General features: G+C 56.4%; 28 protein-coding genes. 12 read left to right on the top strand and 16 right to left on the bottom strand.

Annotated features, from left to right (window positions below):
* Positions 1 to 3 precede the first annotated feature (3 nt).
* On the bottom strand, positions 4 to 1,545 hold the full coding sequence (locus K3556_RS08175; protein ID WP_260516314.1) for a trimethylamine methyltransferase family protein: 1,542 nt from the start codon (positions 1,543 to 1,545) through the stop codon (positions 4 to 6).
* A gap of 183 nt (positions 1,546 to 1,728) precedes the next feature.
* Here K3556_RS08175 and guaA point away from each other — a divergent pair, with 183 nt between their 5' ends.
* Positions 1,729 to 3,288, top strand: coding sequence for a glutamine-hydrolyzing GMP synthase (gene guaA / locus K3556_RS08170; protein WP_260516313.1), 1,560 nt, complete (start codon positions 1,729 to 1,731; stop codon positions 3,286 to 3,288).
* Positions 3,289 to 3,471: 183 nt separating this feature from the next.
* Here guaA and K3556_RS08165 read toward each other — a convergent pair whose 3' ends face one another.
* Positions 3,472 to 3,678: a hypothetical protein gene (locus tag K3556_RS08165; protein ID WP_260516312.1), complete on the bottom strand. Its 207-nt coding sequence runs from the start codon at positions 3,676 to 3,678 to the stop codon at positions 3,472 to 3,474.
* Between the two features lie 27 nt (positions 3,679 to 3,705).
* On the opposite strand from K3556_RS08165, the gene K3556_RS08160 reads away from it, so the two are divergent.
* The 8 genes from K3556_RS08160 to K3556_RS08125 all read left to right on the top strand — a co-directional run bounded on the left by K3556_RS08160 (position 3,706) and on the right by K3556_RS08125 (position 10,355).
* Complete coding sequence (locus tag K3556_RS08160) at positions 3,706 to 4,350, top strand: FkbM family methyltransferase (RefSeq protein ID WP_260516311.1); 645 nt, start codon at positions 3,706 to 3,708, stop codon at positions 4,348 to 4,350.
* Between the two features lie 44 nt (positions 4,351 to 4,394).
* Positions 4,395 to 4,679, top strand: a complete 285-nt coding sequence (locus K3556_RS08155) for a putative quinol monooxygenase (protein WP_260516310.1) — start codon at positions 4,395 to 4,397, stop codon at positions 4,677 to 4,679.
* Complete coding sequence (locus tag K3556_RS08150; protein WP_260516309.1) at positions 4,676 to 5,545, top strand: DMT family transporter; 870 nt, start codon at positions 4,676 to 4,678, stop codon at positions 5,543 to 5,545. Before K3556_RS08155 ends, K3556_RS08150 begins: the two co-directional genes overlap by 4 nt.
* 203 nt (positions 5,546 to 5,748) lie before the next feature.
* The gene (locus tag K3556_RS08145; protein ID WP_260516308.1) at positions 5,749 to 6,807 is read left to right on the top strand and encodes a hypothetical protein; all 1,059 of its coding nucleotides are present in this window, start codon (positions 5,749 to 5,751) and stop codon (positions 6,805 to 6,807) included.
* A gap of 147 nt (positions 6,808 to 6,954) precedes the next feature.
* Positions 6,955 to 7,815, top strand: coding sequence for an ATPase (locus K3556_RS08140; protein ID WP_260519203.1), 861 nt, complete (start codon positions 6,955 to 6,957; stop codon positions 7,813 to 7,815).
* Positions 7,816 to 7,862: 47 nt separating this feature from the next.
* Positions 7,863 to 8,810 carry a homoserine O-succinyltransferase gene (gene metA / locus K3556_RS08135; protein ID WP_260516307.1) on the top strand — a complete coding sequence of 316 codons (948 nt, stop codon included), beginning with the start codon at positions 7,863 to 7,865 and terminating at the stop codon, positions 8,808 to 8,810.
* A gap of 65 nt (positions 8,811 to 8,875) precedes the next feature.
* Positions 8,876 to 9,745 carry a polyphosphate kinase 2 gene (gene ppk2 / locus K3556_RS08130; RefSeq protein WP_260516306.1) on the top strand — a complete coding sequence of 290 codons (870 nt, stop codon included), beginning with the start codon at positions 8,876 to 8,878 and terminating at the stop codon, positions 9,743 to 9,745.
* Entirely contained in the window at positions 9,738 to 10,355 is a 618-nt protein-coding gene (locus K3556_RS08125) for a TetR/AcrR family transcriptional regulator (RefSeq protein ID WP_260516305.1), read from the top strand. The genes ppk2 and K3556_RS08125 overlap by 8 nt, the downstream gene beginning before the upstream one ends.
* 23 nt (positions 10,356 to 10,378) lie before the next feature.
* On the opposite strand, the gene K3556_RS08120 is transcribed toward K3556_RS08125, so the two are convergent.
* The 10 genes from K3556_RS08120 to K3556_RS08075 all read right to left on the bottom strand — a co-directional run bounded on the left by K3556_RS08120 (position 10,379) and on the right by K3556_RS08075 (position 18,501).
* Positions 10,379 to 11,599 carry a cysteine desulfurase gene (locus K3556_RS08120; RefSeq protein WP_260516304.1) on the bottom strand — a complete coding sequence of 407 codons (1,221 nt, stop codon included), beginning with the start codon at positions 11,597 to 11,599 and terminating at the stop codon, positions 10,379 to 10,381.
* A gap of 14 nt (positions 11,600 to 11,613) precedes the next feature.
* Positions 11,614 to 12,213 (bottom strand): Yip1 family protein, encoded by a 600-nt coding sequence (locus tag K3556_RS08115; protein ID WP_260516303.1) that lies wholly within the window; start codon positions 12,211 to 12,213, stop codon positions 11,614 to 11,616.
* Between the two features lie 3 nt (positions 12,214 to 12,216).
* Positions 12,217 to 12,705 (bottom strand): YIP1 family protein, encoded by a 489-nt coding sequence (locus tag K3556_RS08110; RefSeq protein ID WP_260516302.1) that lies wholly within the window; start codon positions 12,703 to 12,705, stop codon positions 12,217 to 12,219.
* Between the two features lie 15 nt (positions 12,706 to 12,720).
* A complete protein-coding gene (gene sufD, locus K3556_RS08105; RefSeq protein ID WP_260516301.1) occupies positions 12,721 to 14,010 on the bottom strand; it encodes a Fe-S cluster assembly protein SufD in 1,290 nt (429 codons plus the stop codon).
* Entirely contained in the window at positions 14,007 to 14,771 is a 765-nt protein-coding gene (sufC, locus tag K3556_RS08100; protein WP_260516300.1) for a Fe-S cluster assembly ATPase SufC, read from the bottom strand. The genes sufD and sufC overlap by 4 nt, the downstream gene beginning before the upstream one ends.
* Positions 14,772 to 14,781: 10 nt before the next feature.
* Complete coding sequence (locus K3556_RS08095; protein WP_260516299.1) at positions 14,782 to 15,093, bottom strand: heavy metal-binding domain-containing protein; 312 nt, start codon at positions 15,091 to 15,093, stop codon at positions 14,782 to 14,784.
* Between the two features lie 29 nt (positions 15,094 to 15,122).
* On the bottom strand, positions 15,123 to 15,335 hold the full coding sequence (locus tag K3556_RS08090; RefSeq protein WP_260516298.1) for a hypothetical protein: 213 nt from the start codon (positions 15,333 to 15,335) through the stop codon (positions 15,123 to 15,125).
* A gap of 30 nt (positions 15,336 to 15,365) precedes the next feature.
* Positions 15,366 to 16,889: a Fe-S cluster assembly protein SufB gene (gene sufB, locus K3556_RS08085; protein ID WP_260516297.1), complete on the bottom strand. Its 1,524-nt coding sequence runs from the start codon at positions 16,887 to 16,889 to the stop codon at positions 15,366 to 15,368.
* 27 nt (positions 16,890 to 16,916) lie between these two features.
* Positions 16,917 to 17,960, bottom strand: a complete 1,044-nt coding sequence (locus K3556_RS08080) for a cysteine desulfurase family protein (protein ID WP_260516296.1) — start codon at positions 17,958 to 17,960, stop codon at positions 16,917 to 16,919.
* 79 nt (positions 17,961 to 18,039) lie between these two features.
* Complete coding sequence (locus K3556_RS08075) at positions 18,040 to 18,501, bottom strand: Rrf2 family transcriptional regulator (RefSeq protein ID WP_260516295.1); 462 nt, start codon at positions 18,499 to 18,501, stop codon at positions 18,040 to 18,042.
* A 188-nt stretch (positions 18,502 to 18,689) separates the two neighbouring features.
* On the opposite strand from K3556_RS08075, the gene K3556_RS08070 reads away from it, so the two are divergent.
* Together K3556_RS08070 and K3556_RS08065 are read left to right on the top strand one after the other, a co-directional pair.
* Positions 18,690 to 19,343: an alpha/beta hydrolase gene (locus K3556_RS08070; protein WP_260516294.1), complete on the top strand. Its 654-nt coding sequence runs from the start codon at positions 18,690 to 18,692 to the stop codon at positions 19,341 to 19,343.
* 11 nt (positions 19,344 to 19,354) lie between these two features.
* The gene (locus tag K3556_RS08065) at positions 19,355 to 19,588 is read left to right on the top strand and encodes a hypothetical protein (protein ID WP_260516293.1); all 234 of its coding nucleotides are present in this window, start codon (positions 19,355 to 19,357) and stop codon (positions 19,586 to 19,588) included.
* On the opposite strand, the gene K3556_RS08060 is transcribed toward K3556_RS08065, so the two are convergent.
* Entirely contained in the window at positions 19,585 to 19,998 is a 414-nt protein-coding gene (locus tag K3556_RS08060; protein WP_260516292.1) for a VOC family protein, read from the bottom strand. The two genes, K3556_RS08065 and K3556_RS08060, sit on opposite strands and share 4 nt — an antisense overlap.
* A 151-nt stretch (positions 19,999 to 20,149) precedes the next feature.
* Positions 20,150 to 20,986, bottom strand: coding sequence for a LysR family transcriptional regulator (locus K3556_RS08055; RefSeq protein ID WP_260516291.1), 837 nt, complete (start codon positions 20,984 to 20,986; stop codon positions 20,150 to 20,152).
* 119 nt (positions 20,987 to 21,105) lie between these two features.
* On the opposite strand from K3556_RS08055, the gene K3556_RS08050 reads away from it, so the two are divergent.
* Positions 21,106 to 21,300, top strand: a complete 195-nt coding sequence (locus K3556_RS08050) for a hypothetical protein (RefSeq protein ID WP_260516290.1) — start codon at positions 21,106 to 21,108, stop codon at positions 21,298 to 21,300.
* Between the two features lie 226 nt (positions 21,301 to 21,526).
* Here the strand turns inward: K3556_RS08050 and K3556_RS08045 are convergent, their stop codons facing one another.
* Together K3556_RS08045 and ctaA are read right to left on the bottom strand one after the other, a co-directional pair.
* Positions 21,527 to 23,005, bottom strand: a complete 1,479-nt coding sequence (locus K3556_RS08045; protein ID WP_260516289.1) for a carboxypeptidase M32 — start codon at positions 23,003 to 23,005, stop codon at positions 21,527 to 21,529.
* A 10-nt stretch (positions 23,006 to 23,015) separates the two neighbouring features.
* Complete coding sequence (ctaA, locus tag K3556_RS08040; RefSeq protein ID WP_260516288.1) at positions 23,016 to 24,164, bottom strand: heme A synthase; 1,149 nt, start codon at positions 24,162 to 24,164, stop codon at positions 23,016 to 23,018.
* Between the last annotated feature and the right edge of the window lie 25 nt (positions 24,165 to 24,189).

Genomic DNA, 24,189 nt, shown 5'->3' with positions numbered 1-24,189 from the left:
CCCTCAGCCAAACGCATCCGGCATCGACGCTTTTTTGCTTTCCACATAATCGCGCAAGCCTTCCGCGATACCGGGATCCATGCCGGGCTGTTGGTAATCTGACAACAACTTGGCCACGCGCGCCGTCGCCAATGCTTCAGTGTCCCGCGCGCCTTCTTCTTCCCAGGTTTCAAAAGGTTTGTAGTCCAGCAATTCCGACCGCCAGAATGCGGATTTGAAGTTTGCCTGTGTGTGCGCGCAGCCAAGATAGTGACCGCCCGGTCCAACTTCGCGAATCGCGTCCATGGCCTGGGCATTTTCGTCAATCGCGACGCCCTGGGCCAGATGGTGCAACGTGCCAAGCTGGTCGGCATCCATCACGAACTTCTCAAAGCTTGCGACCAGACCACCTTCCAGCCAACCTGCTGCGTGCAGCATGAAGTTTACACCAGACAGCAGGCCCATATTCAGGCTGTTGGCACTTTCATAAGCGGCCTGTGCGTCGGGCAGTTTCGATCCGTTGAACGACCCGGCCGACCGGTAAGGCAGCCCAAGTCGGCGGAACAACTGGCCTGCACCATAGGTGATGTGCGCGGCTTCGGGTGTTCCGAAAGTGGGCGCGCCAGAGTTCATGTCGATCGACGAAACAAAGGTGCCAGCAATGACGGGGGCACCTTTGCGGACCAACTGACTATAGGCGACGCCGGCCAGAACCTCGGCCAACACTTGTGTCAGCGTGCCTGCCACCGACACCGGTGCCATCGCTCCGCCAACAATAAACGGCGAGATGATCGAGGCTTGGTTATTGGCCGCAAACACTTCCATCGCGCCCATCATCACGTCATCATACTGCATGGGCGAGTTGATGTTGATCAGCGAGGTCATGACGGTATTTTGCTGAACGAAGTCTTTGCCGAACAGGATGTTGGACATCTCAATGCTGTCTTGCGCGCGTTCCGGCGCCGTGACCGACCCCATATAGGGCTTGTCCGACAGGGTCATATGAGCCAGCAGCATATCCAGATGGCGCTTGTTCACCGCGACATCAGTCGGCTCGCAAATGGTTCCGCCTGAATGGTGCAGCCATTTGGACATATAGGTGAGCTTCACGAATTTGCGGAAGTCGTCCATCGTTGCATAGCGACGACCGTTTTTGCCATCACGAACGAAGGGCGGGCCATAAACAGGCGCGAGCACCATATTGTTCCCGCCAATCTCGACGTTCCGTTCGGGATTGCGGGCATGTTGTGTAAAGCTGCTGGGCGCTGTTTTGCACAATTCGCGGGCCAAACCGCGCGGGATGCGCACACGCACACCGTCGACATCAGCCCCGGCATCCTTCCAACGCTCAAGCGCGGCGGGATTTTCGACGAAGTTGACACCAACTTCCTCAAGCACCGTTTCGGCGTTGTATTCGATGATCTCCATCGCCTCTTCATTGAGGATTTCGAGATTTGGAATGTTGCGCGTGATGAATTTTGCACATTCGATGCGAACGGCGGTACGTTCAGCGCGACGAGCAGCGCCGCCGCCCCCGCGGCCACGACGGGTTGGTGCCTCGGTCATGGAAATCCTCCAAAGTTCTGTTAATACCGAAGTTATCCCGCGCTTGGGTCCAAATCCGCTCGCAAGCGTCCTTCATGGGGCAAAAGCGACATCGGGCTCGAAAAGCTGAAAAAAAGTCCGGCAGAGGGCACAGAACAGCGGGCAGGACTTGCTTTGCCTCGGTCCCTGCCCTAATCGGTTGCCATGACAGATCAGAGCCACGACCGCCTTCTTATCATCGACTTCGGCAGCCAAGTGACGCAGCTTATCGCGCGCCGCCTGCGCGAGCTGAACGTTTATTGCGAAATTCACCCCTATCAGAACGTCACGATGGATTTCGTGCGCGATATGGCCCCGAAAGCCATCATTCTGTCCGGCGGTCCTGACAGCGTCACCCGCGAAGGCAGCCCGCGGGCGCCGCAAGAAATTTTCGACTATGGCGTGCCGATTCTGGGCATCTGCTATGGTCAGCAAACCATGATGACGCAGCTGGGTGGTAAAGTGGAAAGCGGCCACGGCACCGCCGAGTTCGGACGCGCCTATGTCACGCCCGAGACCAAGCTTGCTCTTCTGGACGGGTGGTTTGAACACGGCGTCGAGCAGGTTTGGATGAGCCATGGCGACCATGTCTCTGAAATTGCACCGGGTTTTCAGGTTTACGGAACCTCGCCCAACGCGCCCTTCGCGATCACCGCCGACCCATCACGCCACTTCTATGCGGTGCAGTTCCACCCGGAAGTTCACCACACGCCAAAAGGCGCAAAGCTTTACGAAAACTTCGTGAAGTTGGCCGGGTTCAAAGGTGATTGGACGATGAATGCCTATCGCGACGAGGCCATTCGTGTCATTCGCGAACAAGTCGGCGACAAAAAGGTCATCTGTGGTTTGTCTGGCGGCGTCGACAGCTCGGTCGCGGCGGTGCTGATTCACGAAGCCATCGGCGACCAGTTGACCTGCGTGTTTGTGGATCACGGCTTGCTGCGCAAAGGCGAAGCGGAAGAGGTCGTGACCATGTTCCGCGACCATTATAACATGCAGTTGATCCATGCGGACGAACAGGAATTGTTTCTGGGCGAGTTGGATGGCCAGTCTGATCCGGAAACCAAACGCAAGATCATCGGAAAGCTGTTTATTGATGTATTTCAAAAACATGCCGACCAGATTGAAGGTGCCGAATTTTTGGCCCAAGGCACGCTTTACCCAGACGTAATCGAAAGCGTAAGCTTTTCCGGCGGTCCATCGGTGACGATCAAGTCGCATCATAATGTGGGCGGTCTGCCTGAGAAGATGGGGCTAAAGCTGGTCGAGCCTCTGCGCGAGTTGTTCAAAGACGAAGTGCGCGCCTTGGGTCGTGAACTTGGTCTGCCGCAAAGCTTTATCGGCCGCCACCCCTTCCCCGGACCGGGTCTTGCCATCCGCTGCCCCGGAGAGATTACGCGCGCAAAGCTCGATATCCTGCGCGAAGCGGACGCGGTCTATATCGACCAGATTCGCAAACACGGGCTCTATGACGAGATCTGGCAGGCCTTCGTGGCCATTCTGCCCGTGCGCACTGTCGGCGTGATGGGTGACGGGCGCACTTATGATTACGCCTGTGCGCTGCGAGCGGTGACCAGCGTGGATGGGATGACAGCTGACTACTATCCGTTCAGTCATGAGTTTTTGGGTGAAACAGCGACGCGGATCATCAACGAGGTCAAGGGTATCAATCGCGTCACTTATGATGTCACCTCGAAACCGCCGGGCACGATTGAGTGGGAGTGACCGCACCGCGCGTGTCTGCTCACCTTCATTACCTGCACTGACATAGCGAGACACCACTTAAAGGTGTGACGCGCTTGTCATTATCACCTAAAGGATGTCTACTGCCTGGTGACCATGGCCGTCGCGGGATCCAGTGCAATGAAACTTCTTTTCGTGAAGATCATCACCCTCTTCACATCTCGTTTACGGTATGTGCCCATTCTTCTCGTGCTGCAAAATGGCCGTCACATCCCTGTGGTTCGATGTGCCACGCGGTTTTTTGACCCGAATTACATAAGAAAAGTCAGACCGTTCCACCATCGCCCAAAATTTGCGCACCTGACCTGGCGTGGCACCCGATTGCTTGTCGATGTCAACGATCACATCGGCTTCCAAAGTTTTGTGCGTCATGAGCCCTTTGAGATGACCGTTTACAGGATGGCCAAGAAGATCGGTCTGACCAGCAGCGACGTCATTCTGGATATAGGGGCCAATATCGGGACGGCCAGCATACCGATCTGCCGCGAACTTGGCTGTGAGCTGGCGGCGATTGAGGCGTCCAAAGAGACGGCCGCGCAGCTTCTGAAAAACATCACCCTGAACAATGTGAAGGCCCATGTCGATGTCATCGCCCTCAGTTCTGATCCGGGCAAAGGTGGGTTTTTGAAGTTGCACCTGAGCGACGGCAATCGTGGCGCCAATTCGCTGCTGGATGACTGGTCCGCCTCGATCGGGGAACAGCGGTATGAGCTGACGCCGTGCAAGACGCTGGATCAATACATCAGGACCGCGCCGTATTCAGACAGACTCGGCTTGATCAAAATCGATGTCGAAGGGGCTGAGTTGGATGTTTTGCGCAGTGGGCGTGATTTCCTGTCGCGCAACACCGCGCCTGTCTTGATGGAATACCGAATTGATGCGAGCCCCAAAACGCGTGAGATGCTTCATCAAGTTCTGGATGAGATGCACGCTCACTATACGGTTCATGCCTTGGACAAGGATGCAAGCAAACTGAGGTTTGATCGCGAAACGCCGTATGAAAACATCCTTTTTATTCGTCGCACCCAGCCCTATCCCGCCTGAGGAATTTTCCTTTCTAATCCAAATACCTCTGCTACTGTGCCACTATGTCTAAAATCCGCCTGACAGGTTATATCGACGTTCCAGAAGATCGGCTTGAGGCGATCGGTTCCGCCTTGGCAGAGCACATCGCGTTGACCCGACAAGAGCCGGGCTGCCTTTCGTTTCAAGTGACACCCGATCCAGATGTAACCGGACGGTTTCACGTCGCCGAACTGTTTGTCGACCAAGCGGCTTTTGACGCTCACCAAGCCCGCACGCAGTCCAGCCCTTGGGCCGACGTCACAAATGGTATTACGCGCCATTACACCATTGAAGAGGGTCCCGCGTGACACCGACACTGCGGGCCGCAATATGGATGACCGGCGCGATTGCCTCGTTCTCTGCAATGGCCATCGCGGGGCGTGCGGTCAGCCATGACCTCGATACGTTCGAGCTGATGCTCTACCGATCTTGTGTGGGCTTTGTGATTGTTCTGACAGTTCTTTTGGTGCGCGGTCGCCAAGGTGACATTCGCACAGCCAACGCGCGCCTGCATCTGGTGCGCAACATTGCGCATTTCGCGGGGCAAAACCTGTGGTTCTTCGCACTGACCGTGATCCCACTTGCGCAGGTCTTCGCTTTGGAATTCACCTCGCCGCTCTGGGTCGCGGCGTTGGCCCCAATGGTGCTGGGCGAACGTCTGACCGCGACACGTGCGGTCTGTGCCGTGGTGGGCTTTGTGGGTATCTTGATCATTGCACAACCCGGATCGGGAACGGGTCTGTCCCGCGGGATTGTTGCAGCTGCGCTGTCCGCGATCTGTTTTGCGTTTACCGCCATGTTCACACGCAAACTGACCCGGACCGAAACGACACTGGCCATTCTGATCTGGCTCACCGCGACTCAGATCGTTCTAGGTTTGATAACGGCAGGGTATGATGGTGACGTTGCACTGCCCAACTGGACAACGGCGCCATGGCTGGTGCTGATCGGCTGTGCCGGTTTGCTGGCCCATGCCTGTCTGACCACAGCGCTCTCCCTTGCCCCCGCCTCGGTCGTGATCCCCATCGACTTCACGCGCCTGCCATTGATCGCGCTGATCGGAGCCATGTTCTATGACGAACCCGTTGGTTGGGCTTTGGTCATGGGTGCCGGCCTGATCATCGCGGCGAACCTGGTCAATATCCGCGCAGAGACAGCGTCAAAGCCGATATGAGAATGAATTATCGCTTTGCGTTAAGTTGCCCTCGCGTGAGCTTTTCCACTCAAAAGCGTGTCCTTTCCACATCGTTTAACCGGTTATAAACAGCGCTGTGATATCTGACCCAAGGTAACGATTGACCAATATCAAGTGCGACAAATAGCCTTGGCTTAATGTAACCATGCATTTCGGACAGTTAGTGGTTCACGGGAGGAACGATGAACAAACTTACACTCACAACAGCTGCGCTTTTAACCGCTGCAGCAACCACCGCGCAGGCGGGGATCGACAGGTCTGATCAGGACATCTCGATCCTTTTTGAAGAAGGCAACTATCTGTCGTTTTCATACGCCAATGTTAGCCCCAATATCGAAGGTTCAGCGCTTGGCGTTTTCCCAATCAGCCAATCGGCTGTCGATTTCTCGATGTTTTCATTGGGGTACAAAGCCCAGCTGAATGACAACATCAGCCTCGCCCTGATTTGGGACCGTCCCTACGGTGCCAGCATTGAATATATCGACGCCCCCCTTGCACCCGGCATGGCTGAGGTGTCAAGCTCGGCGATGACCGGTATTTTGCGTTATGAAATGGGCAATGGTTTCTCGGTGCATGCCGGTGCGCGCGCCCAGAAAGTATCAGGCAACATCATTTCAAGCCTAGGCGCGTTGGCCGCCAACAGCGGTAACGAATGGGGTGGCCTTGTCGGCGTCGCCTACGAGCGACCCGAAATCGCCCTGCGCGTCGCACTGACTTATTTCACGTCGGTTGATCACACGTTGACGGGTATTCGCGCCACACCGTTTGGTGTGGAAGCTGTGACAGGATCGGTCAAAATGCCGGAAGCCTTCAACTTGGATTTCCAAACGGGTATTGCCGAGAATACGTTGGTCTTTGGTTCGGTTCGCCACGCCAAATGGGACGGTATCTCGCTTGACACAACCGGTCCGGCATTCGGCGCTGCGAACTGGGTGAACTTTGTCGAAGACATCACCTCGTACGAACTTGGTATTGGTCGACGTCTGAACGAAAACTGGTCGGTTTCGCTGGCATTCGGTTACGAAGGCGGGTCGGACACCGGTTCCACCTTCCTTGCACCAGCCGGCGCATCGAAGTCAGTTTCGGTCGGCGCGAAATACACTCAGGGCAATATCGATGTCTCTGCAGGCGTTCAGTACACCAAATTTGACACCAAAACGGTGACCTCAGGGCCGCTGTCTGTTGTCTACGACGGTGGCAGCGCTGTGGCTGTTGGCGTAAAAATGGGCCTGCGTTTCTAAGCGGCTTCGCCACAAGTTTTGCAGGAAACGCCCCGTGCTTATCGCGCGGGGCGTTTTACATTTCCCACACTGTCGTTGATCGTGCCGCGAAGCATTTGACCCGCTCGCCCCTGCCCCTTACCAAGGTGAAAAACGATGGGTAACAAGATGCTGTACCAAAACGCTTCCGATTGGCTGAACGCACCGCATAAGCGGGTGCTTTTTTTTGGCATGTCGGGTTTGGGCAAGACATACCTGTCGAACATGTTGCGTGAACAGGGCGATTGGTTCCACTACTCGATCGATTACCGGATCGGCACCCGCTATATGGGCGAACATATCGCGGATAATTTCAAAGCCGAAGCGATGAAGGTGCCGTTCCTGCGCGAGCTGCTTTTGTCAGATTCGATCCGCATCACGTCGAAGATCAGCTTCGACAACCTGACCCCCGTTGCGACTTATCTTGGCAAGCCCGGCGATCCCGCGAAGGGCGGTGTTCCCATCACTGAATACCGCAGACGACAGGATCAATTCAAAACCGCCGAAATATCCGCGCTGATGGATTCGGGGCAGTTCATCGAACGTGCCGAAAATATTTATGGCTATCCGCACTTCATTTGCGACAGTGGTGGTTCCATTTGTGAATGGATCGACGCGGCCCTGGGCGAAAACGACCCGCTGATCGCAGAGTTGAGCCGGCACTGCCTTCTTGTTTGGCTCAAGGGTGACGATGCGCACACCCAACGCCTGATTGAGCGTTTCGACCGCGCTCCTAAACCCATGGCATACCAACCCGAATTCCTATCGCGCATTTGGAGCGATTATCTGTCCGAATTCAAAGTGAAAGAAGACGAAGTTAATCCAGATGAATTCATTCGCTGGACCTATGCGCAGGCCTTGGCCCACCGCCAACCGCTTTATGAGCACATGGCACGCTATGGTGTGTCTCTCTGTGCGCATGAGGTCGCTGCGATCAAAAGCCCCGCGGATTTTGATCGAATGATCGGCGCCGCCATTGACGCGCCCTGATCTGCCCCCATCTACCTAATTCACTCTGATTTCCAAGGACATCTGCTATGCCGATAAAGATCCCTTCATCCCTGCCCGCTGCGAATGTGCTGTCGGAAGAAGGTGTGATGGTCATGTCCGAAGATCAGGCCGCAAAGCAGGACATTCGTCCGATGCGGATCGCGCTTTTGAACCTGATGCCCAAAAAGATCGAGACGGAAACACAATTCGCGCGACTGATCGGTGCCCATCCGCTGCAGATCGAATTAACGCTGATCCGCCCTTCCGAACATACATCAAAGACCACAAGCCAGGCACATATCGGCGCGTTCTACCAACCTTGGGACGAGGTTCGCGACCAGAAATTCGATGGGTTGATCATTACCGGTGCGCCCATTGAGCATATGCCGTTCGAAGACGTCACTTATTGGGACGAGATCAGCAAGATCTTCGACTGGACTCAAACCAATGTGCATTCGACATTTGGCGTGTGCTGGGGTGGCATGGCCATGATTTACCATTTCCATCATGTGAAAAAACACATCTTGGACGCCAAGGCCTTTGGGTGCTATCCGCAAAAGAACATGGACCCCGCATCCCCATATTTGCGAGGGTTTTCTGATACTTGTGTCGTTCCCGTTAGCCGCTGGACCGAGATGCGCCAAGACGAGATTGATGCAACCTCCGGGCTGACCACTCTTCTGGCATCCGACGAGGTCGGCCCCTGCCTTGTCGAGGATACCGCCCATCGCGCGCTCTATATCTTCAACCATTTCGAATATGATACCAGCACGTTGAAGGGGGAATATGACCGCGACGTTGCCAAGGGCGTGCCGATCAATGTGCCGATCAACTATTATCCCGGCAACGATCCCGCCAATCGGCCTGAAAACCGCTGGCGCAGTCATGCCCACCTGCTTTATGCCAACTGGATCAACGAGATGTATCTGACCACGCCATTTGACATCGAGAAAATTGGCGAAAGTCGCGAGGACCGTCGCAACCGGTCGGACTAAGGTCGCGTTGCAATTGCCAACCGCGGGTGAACGCCTCATAATAGCGTGAAATCAGGAGTTTGCGTATGTCTTTGCCGTTCGATGGTGCGATTTCGAATTTCTTTAAAGAGACCGCTCCGGACGCGGTACGAAAGGCGATCAAAGGGGCCAAAAAGAAGGACATTTTGTCCGAAACGTACCCTTATGACGCGCCGATGGACAAGGACACCTATGAGGCCGAGATCGAGGCCCTTCAGCTTGAGTTGGTAAAACTTCAGGCCGACGTGAAGGCCACGGGAAAACGGGTTGTCGTTGTGTTTGAAGGGCGTGACGCCGCGGGCAAAGGGGGCACAATCAAGCGGATGCGCGAAAACCTGAACCCGCGTGTGGCGCGGGTTGTGGCGCTGTCCAAGCCCTCTGATCGTGAGGCTGGGGAATGGTACTTCCAGCGCTATGTGCGTGAATTGCCATCGGCTGGGGAAATCGTGCTGTTTGACCGCAGTTGGTACAATCGCGGTGTCGTCGAAAAGGTCTTTGGCTTTTGCGAGGATCACCAGCGCGAAGCCTTTTTCAGACAATTGCCCGAATTTGAAGACATGTTGGTCGACGAGGGCATTCATTTTGTAAAGCTTTGGCTGAATGTCGGTCGTGCAGAACAACTGCGCCGCTTTCTTTCACGGGAAAAGGACCCCCTGAAGCAGTGGAAGCTAAGCTGGATTGATGTTGAAGGCTTACAGCGCTGGGATGCTTACTCGAACGCGATCGTCGAAACGTTCGAACGCACCCACCGCAAACGTGCCCCCTGGACAGTTGTGCGGTCTGACGACAAAAAACGCGCCCGTCTTGCGGCCATACGTGCCGTCCTGCAAGGCGTTGAATATGCCGGGAAAGATGGGAATATTGCGCATGCGCCGGACGGCAGTATTTGTGGTGGTCCAGAGATCTGGGATGGCTAAACGCGGATATCATCACGGCAACCTGCGGCAGGCTTTGGTTGACGCCGCCCTTGAGTTGATCGAAGCGAAAGGGCCGACCGGCTTTACCTTGTCCGAAGCGGCCAAACAGGCTGGCGTGACCCCTGCTGCGGTCTATCGCCATTTTGCAGGCCGCGAGGACTTGATCGCGGAAGCGTCGCGGCAGGGCTACGAGATATTTGCCGACCTCATGGAATTTGCCTATGACAAGGGCCAGCCGTCAGCTTTGGCGAGTTTCGAGGCGACGGGTCGCGCCTATCTGGCCTTCGCGCGGAAATATCCCGGTCATTATATCTCGATGTTTGAAAGCGGGATTTCGATCAATCATTCCCCTGACCTTGCCCGCGTGGCCGGGCGCGCGATGGGCGTGTTGGAAAAAGCTGCTGAAAAACTCGCCGAGAACATACCAGAAAACAAACGCCCGCCCTCACGGATGGTCAGCGCGCATATCTGGGCGATGAGCCATGGGGTTGTTGAGCTGTTTGGCCGTGGCAGTCCGGGACAAAAAAGCCCCTTCCCGCCCGAGGAATTGCTGGAAAGCGGGATCGGGATCTACTTACGTGGACTGGGGCTGATTAAGCCGGACGGATGAGCCGGAACTGATCTTGCCGCCGCTTAGGCAAGCAACCGGTGGCACAGTTCCAACCCTTCGATCAACCGATCGACTTCCTCTTTAGTGTTGTAAAGACCGAACGACGCGCGCGCGGTGGCGGAAACACCCAGATGCTCCATCAATGGCTTTGCGCAATGATGCCCTGCCCGCACCGCGATCCCCTTTTTATCAAGGATGGTCGAGATATCGTGGGCGTGGGCTGCCCCCTCCATCGTCAGCGAGAAGATGGCGGCTTTGCCTGGTGCGGTCCCTTGTATGTTCACCCAATTCAGCCCAGCGAACCGGTCTGACGCATAGGCGGCGAGCGCGGCTTCATGGGCGGCAACATTGTCCATTCCCAGATCCATCAAGTATTCAAGCGCGGCCCCAAACCCTATGGTTTGCACGATGCCGGGTGTCCCGGCTTCAAACTTCAACGGTGGCGCTGCGTAGGTTACATTGTCCTTTGACACCTCGTTGATCATATCGCCGCCGCCGAAAAACGGCTGCATCTCAGCCTGACGGTCCGCGCGAATGTAGATCGCGCCGGACCCCGTCGGACCATAGAGCTTGTGACCGGTAATCGCGTAGAAATCACAACCGATATCCTGAACGTCGACTGGCATATGGACGGCACCCTGCGACCCATCCACCAGAACCGGAACACCCTTGGCGCGGGCGCCAGCGCAAATCGTTTTTACGTCCACAACAGTGCCAAAAACATTTGAGCACTGGGTGACGGCAACCAGCTTCGTGCGGTCGGTAATCGCGTCGAGCACTTTCTGCGCATCAAGAGATCCGTCTGCCTCGGGATCCACCCATTTCAGAACAACGCCTTGCCGCTCACGCAGGAAATGCCACGGCACGATGTTGGCGTGATGCTCCATCGTGGACAGGATGATTTCGTCGCCCGCCTTCAGCCGCGGAGCGGCCCAACTATAAGAGACAAGGTTGATCCCTTCTGTGGTGCCGGAATTGAAAATGATTTCGCTTTCTGACCCCGCATTCAGGAAACGGGCCACCGTATTGCGCACCGCCTCGTATCTTTCGGTGGACAGGTTCGACAGGTAATGAAGACCACGGTGGACGTTGGAATATTCCTCGGCATACCCGCGGGTCATGACGTCGATCACCACCTGCGGCTTTTGCGCAGATGCCCCATTGTCCAGATAGGTCAAAGGCTGACCGTTCACCTGCCGGGACAGAATCGGAAAATCAGCGCGGACTTTTTCAACGTCGAACATGGCGCAAGCTCCGATCAGTTAGGGGGTGTTATTTGCACGGGCTCAACGCCAAGCAAGATCAAGATGAAAGACAGGGCAAAAACGGCGATGATCATGAAGCCCAGGATCGCCGTGAAGACCAGCCCCGCCGAATTGAAGCCATGGCTTTCGGTGACAAAATGGCTCAATATCCAGAAGAACAGAAACACCGAAGCAACCATCGTGATCGCCGCAAGACTGGGCGCGAAGAATGTAAGGATCAGTGTCAGCGCTTGTAAGGCAAGGAAAATTGCTTCCATCCACACGACGGTGATGATGGCGTCCGACAAGCTGCCCTGCCCGCCAAACATCCGACCAATCAGATAGATCGCCCACGATAAACCGAACATGAAAGCGGCCTCGACCATGCCCAGAAGGACCGGGCTGGCCAGAACTGTGCCCATTTGTCTGGGGTCTAGCGGGAACATCATCCCGGCGATCACACCAAGACCGGCATTCAGGACGACAACCAGCATCAATGCTGTCCAGAGGACCTCTCGCGGCAGGTTCAGATCAAACAGGTCGCGCGCCACTTTGCGCGGCTCCGGCACTGTTTGTAGGGCCATTCCGAAAAGATAACCGGGCTCAAACCGCATGTATCATCCCTCCACCCTGCGTTCTGCTTCACGCAGGTTGATGGACCAGAATAACAAGAAAGCCAACAGCGCAAGCGCGCCGGTCAATGTCATTTGCACGCCTTCGCCGATAAAGCCGGCAACCAGCCCCCATAGAAGCCACAAGGGTGTGGCGCATAAAAGGGCCCAGAACAGCGCGAACCGCGCGCCAAACGCGGTGCCCTGCCCACCAATCAGGCGCATTAGGATATGGCTGAGCGTACCGAACAGATAGAAGGCCAGCGGCATGATGAAAATCCAGCCCAACATGGTTGCGCCCATCAACATGTTCAAGTCGTCGCCGGTCTCATGTGCGACACGTGCCAGTCGTGGCAGTTGGGCTGCAAACACCAAAAGGCAGCCGCCCATCAGAACCGCCAAGGCCTTGTCTTCGCGGGTGCCCAGATCAAGCCGACGTCGAAACACCGCGCGCGGGGCACGGTAGCTTCGAATAACATCGTCGATCACAGACATTGCGCGCGTCCTTGATTAGCCACGATGGCGGGCAAGCCACGCATCCAGTCGGTCGGTGATCTCTGCTGCGATCGCCTCATCCTCGATCTCTTCAATGGCGTCGGCAAGAAACGCCAGCACCAGAAGATCGGTTGCGATATGAGCAGGCACACCGCGCGAACGCAAATAGAACAGCGCCTCTTCATCGATCGCCCCCGAGGTCGATCCGTGCGAACAGATCACGTCATCGGCATAAATCTCAAGCTCAGGTTTGGCTTGGAAACTGGCATCATCATCCAGCAACAACGATTGCGACTTCTGATAGCCATCGGTCTTCTGTGCGCCCTGCTTTACCAGAATTTTGCCCTGAAACACGCCTTTTGCGCCGTTTTTCAGCACTTTTTTGAAAACCTGACGGCTTTCGCAGGCCACGGCATCGTGGGTTACAAAAACCGTATCGTCGTGGTGAAACTCACCATCCGCGCCGTCGCCCAAGGCCGCACCTGCCACATGGGCAATGGCATCATCGCCCAGAAGTTCCAGCACACATTCGTTGCGGGTCAATTTGCCATTGACGGTCATTGTGAAGCTTTTGAACACCGACTGCGCGCCCAGACGGGCAAACAAATGGGTGATAGCCTGCCGTTGATGGTCGCGCCCTTGCGCACGCACGTGATGAAATTCTGCATTATCTGCCACGTCGACCTCAGCCACTTTTGAGAACCGCGCCGCCGCCGCGCCATTCTCAAGAAGGGTCAGCTTTGCGCCTTCTTCGACACGGATCACGTGATGCAGGATCGCGTCTGAGCTGGTGCTTTCATGGCGGTAGAACAGGCTGACTGGGCGGCTTACACGGCCGGTCACGCGGATAACGACGCCATCCGTCGCCATTGCGGTATTGTAGGCAGCCAGTGGGCGGGCGACGGGCGACTGCCCGCGCGCTTCGAGCACACCATAGATGTCCTTGGCCCAATGGATGTCTTTGGCTGCGGCATCAGCCAGGCGCTCAATCTCGAGCCCCTCGCCCGACAGATCGTCCGAGGCGGCGGCGTCAAACACCCCATCGACAAAAACGATCTTCAGCCGATCAATTGCGTGGAAGACAGGGGGTTCGCCGCCGTAATCAAATACTTCCGCATCGGAAGGTTTGGCCGCGATCAGGCTGTCTGGTCGCGTCCATTTCCAGTATTCGTTGCGACGTGTCGGCAAGCCCATATCAGCGAACCGGGTCGCTGCATCCGCGCGGGCATCTGCAGCCCACGCGCTGGACACGGGGCGCGCATCGGCGCTGATCAGCGCAGGCGCTTGCTTGGCGGCGGTGTTCATGCGTCGACCTCCATCTCGGCCAGAATGTCCGCATACCCGTTGTTTTCAACTTCCAACGCCAGTTCCGGCCCGCCGGATTTCACGATCCGGCCGTCGGCCATAATGTGAACGACATCCGGTTTGATATGATCAAGCAGACGTTGATAATGCGTGATCACAAGGAAAGAACGGCCTGCATCGCGCAGCGCATTCACACCTTCCGACACCAGTTTCATCGCATCCACATCCAGACCGGAATCCGTTTCGTCCAGAATGCACATCTTGGGTTCCAGCATCGCCATTTGCAGGATCTCGTTGCGTTTCTTCTCACCGCCCGAAAAGCCCACATTGACGGGCCGTTTCAGCATGTCGGCGTCGATTTTGAGCTCTTTGGCCTTGGCGCGGATGAATTTCAGGAAATCTGCGGCTGACATTTCATCTTCCCCGCGCGCTTTGCGCTGCGCGTTCACGGCGGTGCGCAGAAACGTCATGTTCCCGACGCCAGGAATTTCGACCGGGTACTGGAAGGCCAGAAAAAGACCCGCGGCGGCGCGGTCTTCCGGGTCCATGTCCAAAAGGTCCTTGCCGTCCAGCGTGGCACTGCCTTCAGTCACGTCGTAACCATCCCGACCAGACAGAACATAGGACAGCGTTGACTTGCCCGAGCCATTGGGGCCCATGATCGCGTGTACAGACCCGGCGGGCACTTCAAGGTCGACGCCCTTCAGAATGCGCTTATCTTCTTCTTCAAGTTTGACGTGTAGGTTATTGATATTCAGCATTTTTACATCCTTACGAAACAGTGACAGCCGTGCCCGAGGCCGACACCATCAGCATATTGTTGATCACTTCATAGTCGAGGTCCACGCCCACGACCGCATTGGCACCCAGAGACACCGCATGTTCTTCCATCTCGGCCAGCGCTGTGCGACGCGCCTTGCCCAGTTCTTCTTCATAAGCACCCGAGCGCCCGCCCACGATGTCGCGCACCTGTGCAAAGATATCGCGAAAGATGTTCGCGCCCAGAATGGCCTCGCCGGTGACAATGCCGTGGTATTTTGCAATCGGATGGCCCTCGACGGAGGGGGTTGTGGTGATGATCATATCGTCCGCTCCATTTCCGCGCGCAGCTCTCAGCGCCACAGATCCAACAGTTTCATAACGCCGCGCGATGCGGCCCAGCCCAGAAAGATACCGACCGGAATCCAGATCATCGGGTTCAACTGGTCCATCTTGTGGGTGTTGATGTAAACCACAGCCGCCCCGCCACCGATGGCTGGCAATACAAAAGGCAGCGCGGATTCAACGCTGGCCCAAAATGCCTGACCTTTGTTGTTCTGTTCCATGGTCAATCCTCGGATCAATCGGAGCGTTGGCTAGCCAACGCTTCCCTCCAGCGAAATCGCCACAAGTTGTTGGGCTTCCATGGCAAATTCCATCGGCAGGGCTTGTAGAACCTCCTTGGCGAAGCCGTTAACGATCAGGGCCACGGCCGCTTCTTCGTCCATGCCCCGCTGGCGACAATAGAACATCTGTTCCTCATCCACCTTCGAGGTCGTCGCCTCGTGCTCGACCCGCGAGGAATTGTTCTTCACCTCAATATACGGCACCGTGTGCGCCCCGCATTTGTCGCCAATCAGCAGACTGTCGCACTGGGTATAATTGCGTGAATTCTTGGCCTTCGGGTGCATCGACACCAGACCACGATAGGTGTTCTGCGCCAATCCGGCCGAAATCCCCTTGGACACGATCCGAGATTTGGTATCGCGGCCCAGATGAACCATCTTAGTGCCGGTGTCGGCCTGCTGGTGGTTGTTGGTGATCGCGATTGAGTAAAACTCGCCCTGGCTTTCATTGCCCCGCAGGATGCAGGACGGGTATTTCCACGTCACAGCCGAGCCGGTTTCCACCTGCGTCCACATCACTTTGGACCGGTCGCCCCGACAATCGGCGCGTTTGGTCACGAAGTTATAGATACCACCCCTGCCGTCCTCGTCACCGGGATACCAGTTTTGAACGGTCGAGTATTTCACCTCGGCGTCTTCTTCGATGATGATCTCGACCACGGCGGCATGAAGCTGTGCTGTGTCGCGCTTTGGTGCCGTGCAGCCTTCCAGATAGCTGACGTAAGACCCTTTGTCGGCGATGATCAACGTGCGTTCAAACTGGCCGGTATTTTCGGCGTTGATGCGGAAATAGGTCGACAATTCCATCGGGCAGCGTGTGTTTGGCGGGATGTAAACAAACGATCCATCCGAAAACACGGCCGAGTTCAGCGTCGCGTAATAGTTATCCGACACCGGAACCACCGAGCCGAGGTATTTCTTGACCAATTCCGGATGCTCGCGGATCGCTTCTGAAATCGAGCAGAAAATCACGCCAGCCTTTTTCAGTTCTGCCTGAAATGTCGTGCCCACGGATACGCTGTCAAACACCGCGTCGACTGCCACTTTGCGGCCTTCCGCCGGAATATCCTCGGCGCCTTCGACACCGGCAAGGATCATTTGTTCTTTCAGGGGAATGCCAAGCTTTTCGTATGTTGCCAACAGCTTAGGATCTACTTCTTCAAGTGACTTCGGCTTGGTCTCCATCGATTTCGGACGCGCATAGTAATACTGGTCCTGAAAGTCGATTTCGGGATAGTTCAGCAAGGCCCAGCTGGGCTCCACCATCTTTTCCCAGCGCGCGAACGCCTCAAGACGCCATTCGGTCATCCATTCGGGTTCTTCATTTTTTGACGAGATCAGACGAACGATATCGGGATTTACGCCTTTGGGGGCGTATTCCATCTCAATGTCAGTTTCCCAGCCATACTTGTACTGTCCGGCCAGCGATTTCACCGCCTCGACGGTTTCCTCTTCCACGCCTTCTTTGACGTTCAGCTCATCCACACCGGCCATGTTGTCCTTTCATCCAAGCCACAAGCCTTAATAGGCGCGCGCCTGAAATTTCTCGTATTCACTGGCCCATGCCTTTGCGAAGGCACGCACCTCATTCTCACTCGTGGCAGCACCAAGCGAGACACGCAATGCGCATCCCGCCTGGTCCCGGTCAAAGCCCATCGCCACCAAAGCAGCACTGGTTTTTACCTTCCCGGATGAACAAGCCGAGCCTGCGGAAACCGCAAATCCAGCCAGGTCCATCACCATCACCTGTGTCTCGCCCTTCCAGCCCGGAGTGACGAAGCAAGAGGTGTTGGGAAGCCTGTTCGCGTCTTTCCCGACAAAAATAGTCTTATTTGACGATTCCGCAATGGTGTTTTCTAGAATCTTTCTAAGTTTCTCAACTCGCGCACCCGCCCCGGCTTCAAGATCCGCCTGCGCCGCGCGGGCTGCGGCGGCAAATCCGGCAATACCTACGACATTTTCCGTGCCTGATCGGCGCCCCATTTCTTGCCCGCCACCCTTGATGCGCGCTTCGATCTCTGTGCCACGTTTGACAACAAGCGCGCCGATCCCTTTCGGACCGCCCAGCTTATGGGCCGACACGATCGCCATCTGCGCGCCACACCAGTTGAACGCAAAGGGGATTTTGCCGAAAGCTTGCGTGGCATCGGTGAGAAACACGCCATCCGGCAGGCTCTGGATGACGCCAGTTTCCGAATTCGCCAGTTGAAGCGCCGACTTGGCCGGATCGGTGACGCCTACAGCGCCGTTTTTGCCAACTGGTAAGCTCTCGTCACACCAGGACCGCACGGCGTCATGCTCAATGCCTGCGCAAGAAATCCCTTTGCCCGCCAAGGCCAAGGCCGCCGCTTCGGTGGCGGATGATGTGAAAATAATATCCGCGCCTTCAGCCCCCAGCGCCACGGCCAGATCCTTGCGCGCGCGTTCTATCAGACCTTTGGCCGCCCGCCCTTCCGCGTGGACCGAGGAAGGGTTTCCAACCACATCCATCGCGTCAACCATCGCGTCCTTGGCCTCGGCCCGCAAAGGCGTTGTGGCGTTCCAATCCAGATACACGCGCGTCACAGCTTTGCTCCGCCTCGTGTCATCTTAATAGGACTAGCCTCATTAATAAGACAGGCCTCAGTGAAACCGACAAAGTTGCTCATTCCTCGTCCACTACCGAAAACAGCGTTGGCACCGCCGGGCAAGGTGTCAGCTCGTTCTTGACCACGTCGGACAAGCGGGTTTGGTGCAAGAACACATAGACATGTGCCGACAGCCCTTCCCACAAACGGTTGGTCATCGATTGCGCTTTGGACCCCGAGCTTGCGCCCGACGCGCCTGCCCCTTTGTGCATCGCCGAAACTGTTTCGTCGACGGCCTCAAGAACCTCGGACACACGTATTTCCGAAGCCGGGCGCGCCAGTTTATAGCCACCCCCAGGTCCACGAACGCTGTCGACCAGCCCGGCGCGGCGGAGTTTGACGAACAATTGCTCTAGATAAGGCAGCGAAATATCTTGCCGCTTGGCCAGGTCCGTCAGCGACAGCAAGGCGTCATTGTCCTGCAACGCAAGATCGGCCAGCGCCACCATCGCATAACGTCCCTTCGTAGACAGCTTCATGGCGTAACCTCCCCTTAAAAACATTGACCTTTTGGACTACGACCACTAGGTCACTTAGGACTGGCACAGGCGGGCCCAAAGCCTGCCAATTCGCCACCCCCGTATTATGGTGCGGGTCCGGACGCGTCAAGAAAGCTGCAAGCGGCAGAGCGACGCGGGACCTGACGAAAAGAAGAGGCCGAGACCGAATGCCCGAAGTGATTTTCCCCGGCCCAGAGGGCCGTCTTGAAGGCCGTTACCACGCCCAAAAGGAAAAAGACGCCCCCATCGCCATTATTCTTCATCCGCACCCGCAGTTTGGCGGCACGATGAACAACAAGGTCGTCTATAACCTGCATTATGCGTTCCATAACATGGGCTTCAACGTCCTGCGGTTCAATTTCCGCGGCGTGGGGCGTAGCCAGGGTGAGTATGATCAGGGCGTCGGCGAATTGTCCGATGCGGCCTCGGCGCTGGATTACCTGCAGTCGATGAACCAGAACGCCAAGCATTGCTGGGTCGCCGGCTTCTCGTTCGGGGCTTGGATCGGGATGCAACTGCTGATGCGCCGCCCGGAAATCACCGGCTTCATCTCGGTCAGTCCGCCCGCCAACATGTATGATTTCAGCTTTCTGGCGCCCTGCCCCAGTTCTGGCCTGATCATCAACGGCACCGCCGACCGCGTGGCGCCACCCGCTGATACCCATGCGCTGGTCAACAAACTGCATGAGCAAAAGGGCATCACCGTCACCCATACCGAGATTGAGCGTTCGGGTCACTTCTTTGAAGATGATCATATGGACACGATGATCACGCATGTGGACGAATATGTTCGCCGCCGCCTGACCGAAACGACCCGGTAAGCGAGGCGCAGATGGATCTTCTTGAACAAGTTTCAGATGGGCTGGCCAAAGAGGTTCTGAAAGCCGTCGAGGCGACCGGAAATGAATATCTGGTGGACGAAGTCAAGAAGACCATCGGCGCGTCTTCGACCACGCTGGAAGAAGCGTTCATGACCGCTGTTCGTATTCGACGGGCCGAGGCGCGCGGGCGTGACATGCTGATACAGCTGTTGAAAAAACACGCCGAGGAAACGCAAAAGCCTTAAGTGTCGTCGGGCTTCACCCGCGCATCATTCCACAAGCACGGCTCCCACAACTCAATTTTGTTGCCTTCCGGGTCCATGATCCATGCGAAAGCGCCGTTTTCATGGCGTTCGGGGCCGGCGACAACCTGAATGTCAGCGTCTCTCAACTGCGTGAGCAGCCCGTCCAGATCATCGACGCGGTAATTGATCATGAAACTGGAGGTACTTGGCGCAAACCAATCGCTGTTGTGGTCGGTCGTGGTCCAAACCGTCAATCCACCGTCATTGGCCTTGTCGTCTTGCCAGTTCAAAACCGCGCCACCGAAATCTTCGAGCGTAATCCCGAGGTGGGTTTGATACCATTCGGCCAATGCGGACCCTTTCCCCGTGGATTTGATAAAAACCCCTCCAATGCCGGTAACCTTTGCCATAGCATGCTCCTTTGCGTGAACAGCATATGGCACAAGGCACAGGTTGGTCGAGTGTGCGCTATGAGACCAGAATGTCGGATGCTGAAAGAATGACAAATGGACGCGGTTTTGAAGGGTTTTATGCCGAGGTCGCCGAACAGTTCCAGTGACTCTAGCTTGGGTTCTTGAGGTTGCGTGCAATCCGGGGTGCGGCAAAGGCAGTGAAGCGGCGGATTTCGGGCCGTTGATAGGCAGACGGAGAAACGATCAACCAGACCGGTAGGTCCGATCCGGGTGGCGGATCGAAACAGCGGACAAGGTTGGCGTTTGCATCCCCAACCGTCACTGGAAATGGGCCGTTTCCCTGTCCGGTCTGGATCGCCATCATCATGTCGTTGGATGTCGTGCACCGCACAAGGTTGCGTCGCTTGCTTTGAAAATGGTTCAGAAGATGAACGCGGTGATCTTCCATGTCGTCGCTGAATTGCGCAGGCAGTGTATGGCTGGCGGCATAGGCGTGCGAGGCATAATAGGTCCACTGCGTTTGCCCGACTTTTCGAGCAATCAGCCTGTCGTCTGAAATCGCCGGTGTCATGCGCAAGGCAACATCCGCCTCGCCTTTCATCAGATCCAGATTTCGTTCCGAGAATACGAATTCAAAGCTGACACCGGGATTATTTTCAACAAATTCGGAGACCACGGCCCCGATATTGCCAAACATCTCGTCTTCAAAGGCGGTAATACGGATTGGTGCGCTGGCTCTGCCTTTCTCGGCCTCGGCTTCAGCCTCTAAGGTATGGGCGGCTTGTTCCAGAGCTTCGGCATAGGGCAACAAGGTGGTTGCAATGTCCGTCGGCTCTGCCCCTCGCGTGGTTCTGACGAACAGCGTCACGTCGAGGTCGTGTTCAAGAACGTCGATGCGTCGCGCCACGGTGGTTTGGTTGACCCCCAAATTCCGAGAGGCCGCAAGAGTGGACCCCTCGCGCATCACCGCGAGGAATACCCGCACATCTCCCCAATCCCTGAACCGGTTCTGCATTTTTGCATATCAGCACAGCGCCGCGACGGATACCAGAAGAACCATCGTGCGGCGTAAATTATTTCCGACAACATGATGGAGTTAAAAAGATGACCACCCTGTCCCTTTCGCCATTTTCGTTTCTCAACTGGACCTTTCAAAAAGACACAGAAAACGTCGACGACACCGACCAATTTGATGGCGTCGAGCGGCGCAAGATCATAGGCGACATGATCGCGGCAGGTGCCTGTGACAGTGAATACGGTGTCCAGATGCTGATGTCGGTCTTTCCAGAACAGTTTTGACCCATGGCATTACTGAAGAAACTCAAACTTGGTTGTCGAACGGCCACAAGATATCTGCGAAGCAAGCGCGTCGCGCCCGCACCGCATAAACGCGAAGGGCGTTTCGCAGAAGATTTTCCCGGCATGACCGCCCGGTCTGCACCGCATTCAATCGGCGGTTCGTTCGGTGATAGCTAAATCATCGACCCGAGATTGGATGGCGCTTCAAATCGCCGAACCTGACGCCCTACAACCGATAAATCTCGCCAAACTTTGCCTCAATATACGAAAGCAGCGGTTCGACGGACACCGTTTGGCCTGTTGCTTTCTCGATCACCTCTTTGGGTGCATAAAGCGCGCCGTGGCGTTGAACTTTTTCGCTGAGCCACGCGGTCGCATAGGTTGCGTTGCCTTGTGCTAGCTTAGAATCCAGCTTGGGCAAATCAGCACGCAAAGCCTGGTGCAGGCAGCCTGCATAGACATTCCCAAGGCTATATGTCGGGAAATAGCCAAACAGACCAACGGCCCAATGCACATCTTGCAGCACCCCATGTGAGGCGCGATCAACGTCATAGCCAAAATCCGCAGCAAACCGGGCATTCCAGGCCTCTTCCAGATCCGCAACGTCCAAATGGCCCGATATCAGGCGGCGCTCCAGATCGAACCGCAACATGACGTGCAGATTATACTGAACTTCATCCGCTTCGGTACGGATATAGCCCTTTTCCAGCCGATTGACGGTGCCATAAAAGGCGTCTGGATTGCTGGCTGGCGCATAACCGAACCGTTGCTCCATCTGGCCGAAAAGCCACCCTGTAAAGGCGCGCGAGCGGCCGAACTGGTTTTCGTAGATACGCGACTGACTTTCGTGCACCCCCATCGAGGCGCCGCGCCCAATTGGTGTCAGCAGGTAATCGCGATCGACGTTTTGCTCATAACAGGCGTGCCCGACTTCGTGGATGGTAGAGTAAAAGCAGTTAAACGGGTCTTCGGGATTGGTCCGTGTGGTGATCCGCACATCCAGACCGGAACCAGAGCTGAAGGGATGCAGGGCTTTGTCGATCCGGCCATTGTTCAGGTCATAACCAAATTTTTGTGCAAGTTTTCGGGCAAGCCGCATCTGCCTCTTTGCGGGATAGGTGCCAATTACCTTTTCGGGTTGGTGCGATGCCCCAAGTGCCGCATCGCGCAACCTGACCAGCCGTGGCCGCATCGCGTCAAACATCGCCTGAATTTCAGTGCCGGACGCGCCGGGTTCGTAATCGTCCAGCAGCGCATCATAGAGGTCACCACCCCCGGCAAGGGCGGCGGCTTCTTCGCGGCGCAGCGCCACGATTTCTTCCAGCACCGGTCTGAACGCCACGAAATCGTCCGCGGCGCGGGCGTCTGCCCATTTTCGTTGCGCAGCCGACGTCGCGCGGGCAATGGCGGTAGAAAGCTCCACGGGCACTTTCTGAGCACGTTCCTGTGCCCGGCGTATTTCACGGATCTGGGCGGCGGCGGCAACGTCAAGCGCATCCGTTTCAATGGCATCCAGCCAATCGGCCACTTTTGGATCGATCCGACGGGCATGAAGCACTTTTTCAATGGCCGCCATTTCCTCGGCCCTCTGTGGCCCTGCCCCATCTGGCATCACGGTTTCCTGATCCCAACCAAGGCGCCCTGCAACTTCAGTCAGCGCTTGGGTGTCACGTTGAAACACCATCAGGTTGTCGAATGCGGTCATATTATCAGCCTCAGGTTCGGATGGATTGTTCGGTGGGATAACCTGCCAAGAAGCGGGCGTTCAAGATCAGCACCCACACCAGAATAGCGCCGACTTGGTGGGTAATCGCCACATGCAATGGCGAGGCATGAAGGACAGTGACGATGCCTAGAACGGCTTGCCCCATGACCATCAGGGTTGCAAATGTGAACCCCGCACGCACCATCTGGTTGCCCGACCGGCGCGACACCCGCCAGACGACAATCGCGAACACAACCAGCAGATAGCCGGTCATCCGGTGCATGAATTGCACAAGGCCCGCATTCTCAAAAAAGTTGCGCCAGACCGGGGACAGGTCAAAGGCCTCGGGCGGGAAAATCTGTCCCGCCATCCACGGCCAGTCAACAAAGGACCGCCCCGCGTCGATGCCGGCAACCAACGCGCCCAAAAGGATTTGCAACAACGCCAGATGCATCAGGCCGGTGCCCATACCAAAAAGCTTTGCCTCACGGTTGCGGCGCGCGGCCATCAGGCTGGCCTCTTTTCGTCCCAGCAACAGGATATACCATGCGATCAGGCCCAGTATGACAAAGGCCAGACCAAGATGAACCGCAAGGCGATAGGACGCGACATCGACGCGCTCGCCCGACAGGCCGGAAGACACCATCCACCAGCCGATTGCCCCTTGCAAACCTCCAAGTGCGCCTAACAGAAGCAAGCGCCCCGTCCAGCCGTTGGGGATCTTGCGCGCGGCCAAAAAGCCGAAGAACCCGATGGCCCAGACCAGCCCGATGAACCGGCCAAGCTGACGATGACCCCATTCCCACCAATAGATCGATTTGAAGGCGGCAAGGTCCATCCCGCTGTTTTGCAGCTTAAATTCGGGGATTTGCTGATATTTCTCGAACTCCACCGCCCAATCGGCGTCGTTCATTGGCGGCATCGCCCCGGTGAACGGCGCCCATTCGGTGATCGACAGGCCTGAATCCGTCAAACGGGTCAGGCCGCCCACAACCACCATCGCGGCCACCAAAGCAAACAACAGCAAAAGCCAGACGCGGACAGCACCGCGGGCCGCACCGCCACCCGATCCGCGCTCAATCGCACCGGTTTTTGGACCGTCTTGCTGCACGCTGGATTTGTCGCCGACCTCTTCAAAGATGCTGCGGGGTTTGGACATTTGGCTCTCCCATAGGCTTTGGCGC

Source organism: Aliiroseovarius sp. M344, from assembly GCF_025140835.1.
GTDB lineage: Bacteria > Pseudomonadota > Alphaproteobacteria > Rhodobacterales > Rhodobacteraceae > Aliiroseovarius.
Note: the sequence above shows the minus strand (reverse complement) of the source record. Positions and strands in the feature narration are given on the sequence as shown.